The following is a 12,499-nucleotide window of genomic DNA, read 5'->3' on the forward strand; positions in this document are numbered from 1 at the left end:
CGGTGCCTGGAAGATGTTTTCGCCGGCGTCCACGTCGCTGACCACCAGCGTGCCTCCGGCATGGAGCTGGCCGGCGGTGTCTTCGACGACGCTGCCGGTGGCGGGACCGGTGATGCTCGCCGCATCATTGGTGCCGGCAATCTTGATCTCGACGGTGGCCCAGCTCAGCGTGCCGTTGGCCATCCGGATGGCGTAGGTGAAGGTGTCGGTGAAGTACTGGCCCGCGCCGAGGCTCTGCAACTGCGACAGCGCCGTGGCGCTCAGCGTGCTTGCGTCGTAGCCGACCTTGCCGTCGTTGCTGATCCAGATCCGGGCGCCGTTCTTGCTCGTGTCGGTGCTGGCGGCTTCGGTGCGCGCCGTATCCTGGGTGAGCAGATCGGCCGGACGGATGCCCCCGACACTCGTGCCGTCGTCGAGCGAGTATAGTGTCTTGGCCCCGCCCGCCTTGTCGTTGTCCATGACATCGATGAAGATCGGTACAAAGGATCCGCTGGAGCCGATGCCGAGCGCCGATGCATTGAATACATCGTCCACGGCCTGCGGCGTGTTACCGAAGGACGTGACTATCCCTTTGTTGATCGCAGCCATTCCAGGTTCTCCCCCTTGCCGCGTCTATGACGCGGGACCAATGAACCTGCCCTAAGCCCCCTGCCGCTTGGGATATTAAGACATCATTAAGAAATACTATTTGGCAGGACTGTAATTCGGCGTGCGATTACCTCGAATAGGGACCCATGGCCCTATTCCGATGGGGTCAAAGGTCCTAGACAGTACCAAGTGCCGGGTAGCATTTCGGACGGCGCCGGGACACCCTACGAGCCGGTGGACGAGCCGTTGCTGTTGTGGGGAAAGGCGGCAGCTCAAGGCGTCGCATCCGCGGCGGGGAAGCCGCGGTTGGTGCCAGAACGCCGGTCGTCACTGGTGGGAAGGCCCCCGCTCCTCGCGGCAGGAAGCGACATCAGGGGCGGCCAGCTGCCGCCCCGGACGAAGACTACCGATTCTCGAGGTGCCGGTCGGCGGGCTCTAGCGCGACAGGGCCTGCCGCATCCAGGCGAGGCCATCGCTGGTCTTTCCGGCCGGGATGTATTCGCAGCCGATCCAGCCGTCATAGCCCAGCCGCTCGAGCTCGGCGAAGATGAAGGGGTAGTTGATCTCGCCGGTGCCCGGCTCGTGACGGCCGGGATTGTCGGCCACCTGCACATGCGAGATGACCTTTTGCAGGCGCGCAAACCCGCGCACAAGGTCACCCTGCATCACCTGCATGTGGTAGAAGTCATACTGCAGGTAGAGGTTGTCGTGCCCGACACGCTCGGCGATCCGCTCATAGTCCGCGGTGGTCGAAACGAAGCCGCCGGGATTGTCGCGCTGGTTGATGGCTTCGAGCTGGAGCCTGATGCCGTGGTCGGCGAGCACCTGGGCCGCATGACGCAGATTGCCGGCGAGCGTCGCCTCGAGGGTTTCGTGGGAAACGCCGGCGGGGGTGAGCCCGGCGAGGCAGTTGAGCCGCGTGCAGCCCAGGGCCGTGGCATACTCGACCGCCGTCGCCAGGCCTTCGCGGAACTCGTCCTCGCGCCCCGGCAGGCAGGCGATGCCGCGCTCGCCTTTGCCCCAGTCGCCGGCGGGAAAATTGAACAGCACCAGTTCGAGGCCGTGCGCCGTCAGCCGCTCACCCATCGCCTCCTTGGTCTCCTCATAGGGCGAGCGCATCTCGACGCCCTTGAACCCGTCGGCCGCCGCGGCGCCGAGGCGATCGAGGAGGGGCAGCTCGGTATAGAGCTGGGTGACATTGGCATCAAATCTGAGCATGGACGCGCTATCCTAGGGAGAGAGGGGCTTAGGTAGCCCGGCACCGCGCGAAGCGTCAATCGCGGGTTTCGGCCTCGGCGCGCGGAGCGATCGCCATGCCGGCAAAGCCTTCGAGGGAGCGCGCGAGGACGCTGCCGATGCGCGAGACCAGCTCGGGATCGAGCCCGCGGCGCGCCCCCAGGTAGATCGGCCGGAACAGCGCCGGCTCGATGATGGGACGCGCCACCAGCCCGGAGCTGCCATCGCCGGCCTCGACCGAATGGGCGCCGAGGATGGTGCTGCCGAGCCCGGCCATGACCGCCTGACGCCGCGGCCCTGCGCCATCGACTTCGAGCGCGATATCGAGCCGAAGTCCGGCCCGCGCCGCCGCCTGTTCGACAAAGCCCCGCAGCGGGCTGCCCTGTGCCGGCAGGATCAGCCGCCGGCGGACGATGTCGGCAAAGGGCACCGGGCCGGTGGCGCCGTCGCCGGTGATCGTCGTGACGAAATGCAGCCGCTCGGTGGCGAGCAGGACATCGTCTCCGCCGTCGGCGGTGAGGTGCACGGCAAGATCGGCCTCCCCCCGATCCAGCAGGTCGCGGCTATCGAGCGTGCCCGCCTCGGTGATGCGCAGCACCACCTCCGGCATGTCGCGGGCCAGCGCCCCCACGAGGATGGGCGTCAGCTCGGCGGCAAGCGAAGCGATCACCGCGAGGCGGATCTTGACCTTGCCGCCCTGGTCGCGGGCGAAGCGGGTGAGTTCGGCCTCGGCCCGATCGATGCGGGTGCCGATATCGACGGCATGGCGGAGCAGCATTTGCCCGGCCTCGGTCAGCACCACGCCATCGTGCCGGCGTTCCAGGATCCTGACGCCAAGCACGGTTTCGAGCTCGGTGACGTGATGGCTGAGCGCCGGCTGCGCGAGGTTGAGCGCCCGCGCCGCAGCCGACAGCGAGCCATGCTCGGCGATGGCCCGAAAATAGCGCAGACGCTTGAGATCAAGGAACCCGGCCATGCTCAGCCATCAATCACATTTATGGCTGCGATTGCAAATCTATATTGGCCGAACAGCTGTCGCGGTCCTTATGGGTTGGGCCAGCTCCAAAGACTCCCAAGAGGAATTCAAATGCCCAACCTGCGGGTGATGCAACCCAAGCGCCGGGTCGCGGCCGACCTGGTCGCCAAGTACCGCAACCTGCCCACCGCCGTCATTTCCGATTCCATGTCGCGCCTCTTGGCCGGTGGCGCCAGCCTGCGGCCGATGCATGCCGGCGGCACCGTGCTGGCGGGCCCGGCCTTCACCTGCAAGACCCGCCCGGGCGACAACCTGTTCGTCCACAAGGCGATCGACACTGCACTGCCCGGCGACATCCTTGTCGTCGATGCCGGGGGCGAGCTGACCAACGCCATCATGGGCGAGATGATGCTCACCCACTGCGAGACGCGCGGGCTGGCCGGGGTCATCGTCTATGGTTCCATCCGCGACTATGGCCATGTCCGGAACCACCCGTTCCCGGTGTTTGCCTGTGGCGTGACCCATCGCGGCCCACTCCATGACGGTCCGGGCGAGGTCAACATTCCCATCGCCATCGAGGGCATGGTGATCGAGCCGGGCGACATGATGGTCGGCGACGATGACGGGGTGATTGCCATCGCCTACGACATTGCCGAGGAAATCGAAGTCGCGGCTGCCAAGCGGCTCGAGGGCGAGAATGCGCAGCGCATCCGCGTTCGCAACGGCACGGTCAACCGTCAGTGGATCGATGACTGCCTCGCCAATATCGACTGGAAGGTCGACTATCTCTGAGATGCGGGAGGCCGCCTTGAGCGACACGCAACCGGCTACGATCATGAGTGCGTTGGCCATCCTGGCGATGGTCAACGATACGGTGCTGCCGGCCCTCGGCCGCGACGGCTTCACGCCTCAGCTGATCTGGGACCCCACCGTGGCGCTGATGAAGCGCCTTGCGGCAGGGGAAACCGCCGACGGCATCGTCGCCATCGACTGGGCGCTGGACGAGCTGGCCGGCAAGGGCCTGATCGATCCTGCGACCCGCCGGCCGATCGCGCAGGCGGTGGTGGGCGTCGCCGTCAGGCCAGGCGCAGCAAGGCCCGACATCTCGACTGCCGAGGCCCTGAAGCAGACGCTGCTCGAAGTGCCGTCGCTGGTCTATTCGCAGGCGGGCGCCAGCGGCATCTATTTCGAGAAGCTGATCGACCAGCTGGGTATCGGCGAGGCGATCCGCGCCAAGGCGCTGGTGATCCCGAAGGGCCTTACCGGAGAGCGCGTCGCCAGTGGCGAGGTCGAACTGGCGATCCAGCAGCTCAGCGAACTGATGGTGGTGCCGGGCATCGACGTGGTGGGGCCGCTGCCCGCCGAGGTCAACGCCACCACCGATTTCTCCGCGGCGGTGTTCACCGGAGCGAAGGACAAGGCCGGTGCCGCGCGCTTCATCGACGCGCTGCTGACCGACGAAGCGCGCGCCGCCTACATACGCACCGGGCTTGTCCCGCTGTTCTAGCCAATGACTCGGGAGGCTTTCATGCCAGCCACGCCACGCATCGTTCTACTGCACGCCACGCCGGTGGCCATGGAACCGGTACAGGCCGCGTTCAAGGAACTGTGGCCCGAGCCGCGGTTGGTGAATCTGCTTGATGACTCGCTGAGCCCCGACCGGGCCAGCGAGCCCGAACTCACCGACGCGATGATCGACCGCTTCGTGCGGTTCGGGCGCTATGCGTATTCCATAGGGGCCGATGGCATCCTGGTGACCTGCTCGGCGTTCGGCCCGGCGATCGAGCAGATGGCGGCGGAACTGCCCGTGCCGGTGCTCAAGCCCAACGAGGCGATGTTCCACGCCGCGGTGGCGCAGGGCACGCGGATCGGCATGCTGGCGACGTTCGGGCCTGCCGTCGGCACCATGCGCGACGAGTTCGACGAGTATGTCCGGCAGGTCAAATCCCCGGCGACGCTCACCACGGTCCTGGTCGAAGACGCGATGACCGCGCTGCGCAAGGGCGATGCCGAAACCCACAACCGGCTGCTGGCCGAAAAGGCGCCCGAGCTTGCGGGCCTCGACACGGTAATGCTGGCGCATTTCTCCACCTCGCGCGCTTCGGGCGCCGTGCAGGAGAAGCTCTCGATACCTGTGCTGAGTGCACCCGGCGCTGCGGTGCGCCGCATGCGCGAGCTGATCGAGGGCTGAACCGCCCCTACTCCGCCTCGCTGGCCCTGGCCAAGGCCGCGGTCACCTTGCGGCGCTGCACGAATGCCCACAACGTGACGATCGCCATCAGGGCCGCGGCGACGGCGATAGGGATCTGCAGCCCGGCAAATTCCGCGGCGGAGCCGATGGCGACCGTGCCGGTGGCCGGGCCGGCGCGGAACAGCATGCCGTAGAGGCTGAGCACCCGCCCCTTCATGGCGTCGGCCGCGGTGAGTTGCACCATCGATTGCACGGCCACGGCGCAGCCGGTCAGCGCCGCACCCAGAAAGAACATTGCGACGAGTCCCTGCCAGTATTGCCCGGCAAGGCAGATGGCGACGGCCGAGACTGTGACCCCGACGCCGCAGCCGATGGCGACCATCACCAGATTGACCCGCTGGGTGAAGAACACCAGCAGCAGGGCTCCGAGCGCCGCGCCCGCTCCCATGGCGGCGCCGAGGCCGGCGAACCCCGAAGCATCGACGCGGAAAACTTCGCTCGACAATGCGGGCAGCAGTTCGAGGATCGGCCTCGCCCCCACATTGACGGCGGTGATGAGCGCCAGCGAGATCAGCAGCGCCTCGTGGGTGAACGTGTAGCGCACCCCGGCGGCGAGATCGCCGAGGAAGCTCTTCCGCTCGGCGATGGCGCGATTGTCCGGCTTGGTCTTGACCCGCGACAGCAGGAGCATGGCTGCAAGAAAGCAGACGGCGGTGAACGCCGAGGCCAGCGCAGCCGAATGGAGCGCAACCGCGATGCCCGTCACCACCGGGGCGAGGAAGCGCGCGAAATTGAACACCACAGCGTTGATCGCCACCGCCGAGGACATTTGCGGGCGATCGACCAAGAGGCCGACGAGGGAGAGCCGCGCCGGCTGGTCGAAGGACTGGATGACGCCAAGCGCCAGCGCCAGCACCAGCAGGGCGGGAAGGGTCAGCCACCCCATGAGCGCGAGGCCGAACAGGATGAGGCCCTGCACCGCCGACAGCGCCTGGCAAATGCGCACCTGCGCCAGCTTGTCGTGCCGATCGGCCACGGCGCCGGCGATCGGGCCCATGACCAGCACCGGGAACAGATCCGAGAAGGCAACAAGGCTCAGCCAGAACGGCGACTGGGTCATCTCCCAGGCGATCCAGCCGGTCGCGACGCGCTGGCTCCAGAACGCGGTCTGCGCCAGGATATTGCCGGTCAGGAAATTGCGATACGAGACGCTGCCGAGGGCACCCGATTGGTACCAGGGCACCTTCACCATCTGGTTCAAGGCACCTGCTCCACCAGGCCGGTCACGCCAGCACGGTCTGGAACTTGGTGACGGTATAGGCGTCGAGCATCTCGGCCCCGCCCTCGGTGCCGAAGCCGGATTCCTTGACGCCGCCGAACGGCGTTTCGGCCTGCGCCAGCCCATGATGGTTGACCGAGACCATGCCCGCTTCGAGGCCGGCAAGGGCGGCGTTCACGAGGGTCGTGCGCTTCGAATAGGCGTAGGCGGCAAGCCCGAAGGGCACCCGGTTTGCCTCCAGCAGCGCGTCCTCGACCGTATCGAACGGATTGATGATGGCGACCGGGCCAAAGGGCTCCTCGGTCATGATCTCGGCCTCGAGAGGCACATCGGCGAGCACGGTCGGCTCGTAAAAGCGCCCCGGGCGCTGGGCGCGGCGGCCACCGGCCAGCAGGCGCGCACCCCTGGCGACCGCGTCGGCCACCAGCCGCTCGATGGCGAGGATCCGCCGTTCATTGGTGAGCGGGCCCACCTGCGTTTGTGGGTCGGCGCCATCTCCGACAACGAGCTTCGATGCTGCGTCGGCGAACTGGGCAGCGAAGCTTTCGTGATGCTGACGCGCGACGAGGAACCGCGTGGGCGAGGTGCAGACCTGCCCCGAATTGCGGAACTTGGCAGCCACGGTACGGGCGACGGTATCGCCGATCTCCGCATCCTCGAACACCAGCACCGGGGCGTGACCGCCCAGCTCGAGGGTCAGGCGCTTGAGCTGCTCGCCGGCCAGCGCCGCGATCTGCCGGCCGACAGGGGTCGAGCCGGTGAACGATACCTTGCGGATGATGGAACTGGTGATGAGGTGGCGCGACACGATGCGGCCGTCGCCGAAAACGAGATTGAGCACTCCTGCCGGCGCGCCTGCCTCGGCGAGCGCCCTGACCATTACGGCCGCACTGGCGGGAGTCTCCTCGGAGGCCTTGAGGACGACCGAGCAGCCGGCGGCCAGCGCCGATGCCAGCTTGCGGGTCGGCTGGTTGAGCGGGAAGTTCCAGGGCGTGAACGCCGCGACGGGGCCGACCGGCTCGCGCACGGCCGTCTGCACCACGCCGGCCTGCCGGCTGGGGATGGTCCAGCCATAGAGCCGCTGGGCCTCCCCCGCGGCCCAATCGAGAATGTCGGCCGCGGAGCCCGCCTCGATCTTTGCCTCCGCCACCGGCTTGCCCTGCTCGGTCACGATGGTGTCGACGATCGCGGCGGCATCGGCGCGGATGGTCTGCGCGGCGCGGCGCAGAATCGCCGCACGCTGATAGGCGGACACCGACCGCCACGCGGCAAAGCCCCTGGCGGCCGCGGCGAGGGCATCGTCGAGATCGGAGGGCTCGGCCAGCGCCACCGTGCCGATTGTCTCGCCGGTCGCCGGATTGGTGACGTCGCGTCGCTTTCCGGCAGCGCCGTCGCGCCAGACCCCATCGATGAAAAGCTTGGTGTCGCTCATGTCGTTCTGCTGCCTTTTGGCGTTAGGTGGTCGAAACCACGTTGAGCAGCACCTGCCGCTTTTCGGTGCGGATGATGTCCTGAGCGCGGGCTAGCGCCCTGGGCAGGTCGTCGGGATGCTCCACCCGTTCGCCATGCCCGTCGACGGTCTCCATCATCTTCTCGAACTTGATGTCGACGCCGAAATCGGTGAGCGGCTCGACCTGGTCCTTGGGCGTGGCGGCGGCATATCCGTCCTTGAACATACCGCGCGTCGATCGCCGCACCGCATGCCAGCCGCCGTTGTTGAAGACCACGAACAGCACCGGCAGCTTCTGCTCGGCCGCCACATAGTGGGCGGCGAGCGGGGTGCCGAACATGTAGGAGCCGTCCCCGACGGTGGCGATGATGTCCCGGTCGGGGGCCGCGAGCTTCGCGCCCAGCGCAGCGCCGAGGCTCCAGCCAAGACCACCCGCGGTGCCCGAGAAGAACATGGTGCCCGGTTCCTCGAAATCCATCTGGTCGAGACGCAGGCCGGACTCCTTGAACACCAGCGCATCGCCCTTGACGGCGTCGATGGCGCGGCTGATGTGCAGCGGGGTGATGTGGGCCGATTGCTGCGCCTCGATCCAGGCCGCTTCGCGCCTGGCCAGCAGCTCTGCCTTGCGCCCGGCAAGGGCGGCACGGCGGCTTTCGATCAGGTCGCGATCGTTTGCCGGCATGGTCGCCAGCCGGTGGGCCAACTGGGCCAGCGCGATATCGGGCGAGGCGGCAATGGCGAGGTCGCAGGGGAAGCCGCGGATCGGAATGTCTTCGTAGAGGGGGTCGAGGCCCAGATGGATCACCGTGGCACCGGGCCTGGGCCGGGTTTCGCGGGGCAGATACGGAACCAGCGCTTCGGCTACCAGCACCACGTCGGCCTCTTCGAGCCAGGCCTTGGGCTCGTAGCCCATGTGCATGGGGTGGCTCGCCGGCAGCTCCACACCGCTGGGATTGTAGGACACCACGGGTATCGCGTGCTGGCCGGCCAGTTGCGCCAGCGCCTGAACGGCGCCGGGGATGCGGCCCATATTGGTGGTGAGGATCAGCGGATTGCGCGCCCGGGCCAATGCTTCGGCTGCCTGCGCAATGGCGGCATCGCTCGCCGCGGCGGCAAGGCTGACCGGCTGGTGCGGGCCGCCCGGACGGAAACTGAAGGTATCGAGCCTGCGCGCCAGCACCTCGCGCGGCAGCGTCAGGTATACCGGCCCGGCCGGGTTGGTGGCGGTGAGGCTCAGCGCCCGGTCAACCACAGTTTCGAGCTGCTCGGGCAGGCGCAGCTCGTAGTCCCATTTCACCGCCTCGCGAACCATGCCCGCCTGGTCGTACATCTCCTGCGCCCAGTGGACGAACACCGAACGCGCGCCGCGCATGCCCTCTTCGAGGATCGGCGTACGGCCCGCCGTGAACAGCATCGGCACCCGGCCGCGGCGGGCGTTGAGCAAGCCGGTCAGCGCATTGGCGGTGCCCACGTTGACATGGACCATCACTGCCTGCGGCTTGCCGGAAACCAGCGCGTGGCCCATCGCCATGTGAACCGCGACGTTCTCATGCGGAGCGGTGATGGGCCTCGGGAGCTTGTGGCCGAGCGCCGCGCCCTTCGCGAAAGCCTCGATCAGCGGCGCGAAATCGGTGCCGGCATTGGCGAAGAAGTAGTCGATGCCCCGATCGGCGAGAATGTGCAGATACGCCTCGGCGACCGTGACATCAGTGAGGGTGGTCTGGACGGTTTGATACATGACGGCTCCGGCGCAAGCGGCGCCGTCCCGGCGCGGGGTAGACGAAGTCCGCGATCAGGTCCGCCCGATCACGCCGCGCGCCCAGTCTCCGACGATGGAGACTGACAGCGTGCACAGGAAGATCGCGAGCCCCGGCACCGCGGCGATCCACCAGCCCGTGAGCAGGTAGGAGCGGCCGAAGCCCAGCATGTTGCCCAGGCTGCTCATGGGCGGCTGGATGCCCAGGCCGAGGAAGCTGAGCGAGGTTTCGAGCAGGATCACTTCGGGGAAATTGATGGTGGCCGTCACCAGCAGCGTGCTGGCGATGTTGGGCAGCACGTGGCGCAGATAGATGCGGCGCCAGGAAAACCCGAGGGTGTTCATCGCCAGCACATAGCCATGCCCGCGCGAGGCCATGGTCATGGCGCGCGACAGGCGGGCGAAGCGCTCCCAGCCGAACAGGCCGAGGATGAAGATGAAGAGAAAGAGGTTGTTGCCGAAGAAGGCGGTGAGCGTCAACGAGATGATGATGAAGGGCACCGACGCCTGGGCGTCGACCGCCGCCACCACCAACTGGTCCACCCAGCCGCCGAAATGGGCGGCGAGGATGCCGATGGTGGTGCCGATGATGGCGGAAATGACGGTCGCGCCGAGCGCCAGCACCAGGCTGGTCCGCAGCGAGGCGGCGAGCCGGGAGAAGATATCGCGCCCGAGGTCATCGGTTCCGAGCCAATGGTTCCACTCCCCACCGAAGCCGACCGGCGGGCTGAGCCGTGCCACCAGGTCGATGGCCGTCTCCTTGGGCAGCGGCAGGATGGGCAGGAGGATGACGAGCGACAGGCAGCTCACGAGCCACAGCGCCGAGACCAGCACGGCAACGGGGTATCGCGAGAGATCGAAGCGCTTCTTGGTGGCGGTGGTCGAAACGACTGCAGACATGCCGGTTATCCTCGCCTAGTGACTGCGCGCCAGCGCGGTACGCGGGTCCAGCCTCGAATAGGCCAGATCGACGATGAGGTTGGTGAGGATCATCAGCGCTGCGACCAGCATGATGATAACTTGCAGGACCGCCAGGTCGCGCTGGGCGACGCTGTCGACGATCAGGCGTCCGATGCCCGGCCAGCCGAACACCGACTCGACGACCGAACCGGCGCTGACCATGGCGCCGACCAGCAGGGGCGCAATGGTGACGAGCGGCAGCATCGCATTTGGGATCACGTGGCGGACGAATATCTGCGATTCCTCGAGACCGCGGGCGCGGGCGGAGGTGACGCAGCTCAGCTTGAGCGCATCGAGCACCGCCGACCGCACGAAGCGGGTGAAGATCGCCGCCTTGGCGAGGCCGATGGTCAGAACCGGCATCACCAGATGCTGCCAGGTGCCGCTGCCATTGCTGGGAAGCCAGTGGAGGAAAACCGAAAACAGCAGGATGAGTGCGAGCCCGAGCACGAAGTTCGGCAGCGCAAAGCCTGCGGTCGATCCGGCCATCACCAGCCGGTCCAGCCGGCCGCCGGCATTGAGGGCAGCGATGGAGCCCAGCGGGATGCCCACCGAGAACATGATCAGCGCGCTCCAGCCCACCAGCTGCAACGTGGCGGGGACGCGTTCGAGCACCACCGAGAGCGCGTCCCTGCTGCTCATCGACGAGACGCCGAAATGGCCCTGAACGACGTTGGCAATATAGGAGAGATACTGCTCGAAGATCGTCCCGGTGTAGCCGTACTGCCGGCGGAAGGCGTCGAGCGCCTCCTTGGTGTAGTCGTCCGGATTGAACATGGCGAGGATCGGATCGCCGGTGGCGCGCAGCGCCACGAACACCAGGGTCACGATCACCAGCAGCGAGATCGCCGCACGCAACAGGCGCGAAAGCAGCATCATGGGGACACCTCCAGCCGGATCATGCGACCACCACCTCCGGTTTGGGGCCGGGTTCGGCGCCGGGGGTGTCCTTGCCGGGCACCGCATCGATCAGCATCTGAGTATATTCGTGGCGGTTGCCGTCGGCGAACAGCGCCACCGGCACGTCCTCGACGACCTCGCCATGGCGCATGACCACGACCTGGTCGGCGATTTCGAACACCACGCGCAGGTCATGGGTAATGAGCAGGATGGCGATGCCGAGCCGCTCCCGCAGCCGCTGGAAGCAGGCGAGAATGTGCTTCTGGATGCGCACGTCGACGGCCGACAGCGGTTCGTCTGCGATCAACATGTCGGGCTCGAGCAGGAGCGCCCGGGCGATAACCACGCGCTGCGCTTCGCCGCCGCTGAGATAGGTCGGGCGGCGTTCCAGTGCGTGTGCGCCGAGCCCGACATCTTCGAGGATCCTCGCGATGTGCTCGGCCCGCTTCTGCCTGTCGTTCCAGCCGTGAACCTTGAGCACTTCGTGCAACTGGTCGCCGACCTTCATCAGGGGGTCGAGCGAGTCGCGCGGATGCTGGAAAACCATCTGCACGTTGAGCTTGGCCGAGGGGTTTCGAGCCGACGGATAGAAAGTGATCCTGCCGGAATCCGGCGACACCAGGTTCATCGCCATCTTGGCGGCGGTGGTCTTGCCGGAGCCGCTTTCACCGATCAGCGCCACGATCTCGCCCTGGCGGACGGTGAAGGACAGGTCCTTGGCGGCGCTGACGCCGATCCCGGCCTTCCGGTCGCGGCGGGACCCGAAAAAGGTCTTGTTGACGTTCTCGAAGGCGAGACTGAGCGGGGCTTCGCGCGGCTTGACCGATGAGTGGTCGGGCCACTCCACCTCGGCGGCCTTGAACAGTTCGCGCGAGTATTCGGCGCGCGGAGCGGTGACCACCTGATGGGTGGGTCCCTGCTCGACAAGGCGGCCCTTGTGCATGACGGCGATCTGGGTGGCACGGTCGCGCACGATGCCGAGATCGTGGGTGACCAGCAGCACGGTCAGGTCGTTCTTCACTCGCATCTCGTCTATCAGGTCCAGCACTTCGGCCTGTACCGACATATCGAGCGCCGTCGTCGGCTCGTCGGCGATCAGCATCACCGGATCGCCCAACAGCGCCAGCGCGATCATGACACGCTGGTTGAGGCCACCCGATAGC

12 protein-coding genes are annotated in these 12,499 nt (G+C 67.0%); 3 read left to right on the plus strand and 9 right to left on the minus strand.

Going from position 1 to position 12,499, the window contains the following annotated elements; genetic code table 11:
* The 3 genes from JWQ89_RS01570 to JWQ89_RS01580 all read right to left on the minus strand — a co-directional run.
* Window positions 1-588: VCBS domain-containing protein (locus JWQ89_RS01570; protein WP_299637823.1), on the minus strand; the 588-nt coding region annotated here is incomplete at its 3' end.
* Window positions 589-1,023: 435 nt separating this feature from the next.
* Window positions 1,024-1,806 (minus strand): 2-oxo-tetronate isomerase, encoded by a 783-nt coding sequence (gene otnI / locus JWQ89_RS01575; protein ID WP_299637825.1) that lies wholly within the window; start codon window positions 1,804-1,806, stop codon window positions 1,024-1,026.
* 55 nt (window positions 1,807-1,861) lie between these two features.
* Window positions 1,862-2,800: a LysR family transcriptional regulator gene (locus JWQ89_RS01580; RefSeq protein ID WP_299637826.1), complete on the minus strand. Its 939-nt coding sequence runs from the start codon at window positions 2,798-2,800 to the stop codon at window positions 1,862-1,864.
* 111 nt (window positions 2,801-2,911) lie between these two features.
* On the opposite strand from JWQ89_RS01580, the gene JWQ89_RS01585 reads away from it, so the two are divergent.
* From JWQ89_RS01585 to JWQ89_RS01595, 3 genes are read left to right on the plus strand one after another with little or no spacing between them, the layout of a single operon-like run.
* Window positions 2,912-3,592 (plus strand): RraA family protein, encoded by a 681-nt coding sequence (locus JWQ89_RS01585; RefSeq protein WP_299637827.1) that lies wholly within the window; start codon window positions 2,912-2,914, stop codon window positions 3,590-3,592.
* A 16-nt stretch (window positions 3,593-3,608) separates the two neighbouring features.
* The gene (locus JWQ89_RS01590) at window positions 3,609-4,307 is read left to right on the plus strand and encodes a substrate-binding domain-containing protein (protein WP_299637829.1); all 699 of its coding nucleotides are present in this window, start codon (window positions 3,609-3,611) and stop codon (window positions 4,305-4,307) included.
* Window positions 4,308-4,328: 21 nt separating this feature from the next.
* Window positions 4,329-4,991 (plus strand): aspartate/glutamate racemase family protein, encoded by a 663-nt coding sequence (locus JWQ89_RS01595; protein WP_299637831.1) that lies wholly within the window; start codon window positions 4,329-4,331, stop codon window positions 4,989-4,991.
* Between the two features lie 7 nt (window positions 4,992-4,998).
* Here the strand turns inward: JWQ89_RS01595 and JWQ89_RS01600 are convergent, their stop codons facing one another.
* From JWQ89_RS01600 to JWQ89_RS01625, 6 genes are all read right to left on the minus strand, one after another.
* A complete protein-coding gene (locus tag JWQ89_RS01600; protein WP_299637841.1) occupies window positions 4,999-6,243 on the minus strand; it encodes an MFS transporter in 1,245 nt (414 codons plus the stop codon).
* A 31-nt stretch (window positions 6,244-6,274) separates the two neighbouring features.
* On the minus strand, window positions 6,275-7,702 hold the full coding sequence (locus JWQ89_RS01605; RefSeq protein WP_299637833.1) for an NAD-dependent succinate-semialdehyde dehydrogenase: 1,428 nt from the start codon (window positions 7,700-7,702) through the stop codon (window positions 6,275-6,277).
* A 22-nt stretch (window positions 7,703-7,724) separates the two neighbouring features.
* Window positions 7,725-9,458 (minus strand): thiamine pyrophosphate-requiring protein, encoded by a 1,734-nt coding sequence (locus JWQ89_RS01610; RefSeq protein ID WP_299637835.1) that lies wholly within the window; start codon window positions 9,456-9,458, stop codon window positions 7,725-7,727.
* Window positions 9,459-9,512: 54 nt separating this feature from the next.
* A complete protein-coding gene (locus JWQ89_RS01615) occupies window positions 9,513-10,376 on the minus strand; it encodes an ABC transporter permease (protein WP_299637836.1) in 864 nt (287 codons plus the stop codon).
* A 15-nt stretch (window positions 10,377-10,391) separates the two neighbouring features.
* Window positions 10,392-11,315, minus strand: a complete 924-nt coding sequence (locus JWQ89_RS01620) for an ABC transporter permease (RefSeq protein ID WP_299637838.1) — start codon at window positions 11,313-11,315, stop codon at window positions 10,392-10,394.
* Window positions 11,316-11,334: 19 nt separating this feature from the next.
* Window positions 11,335-12,499: ATP-binding cassette domain-containing protein (locus JWQ89_RS01625; protein ID WP_299637840.1), on the minus strand; the 1,165-nt coding region annotated here is incomplete at its 5' end.

The sequence above is a fragment of the Devosia sp. genome (genome assembly GCF_028290645.1).
Taxonomy (GTDB): domain Bacteria; phylum Pseudomonadota; class Alphaproteobacteria; order Rhizobiales; family Devosiaceae; genus Devosia_A.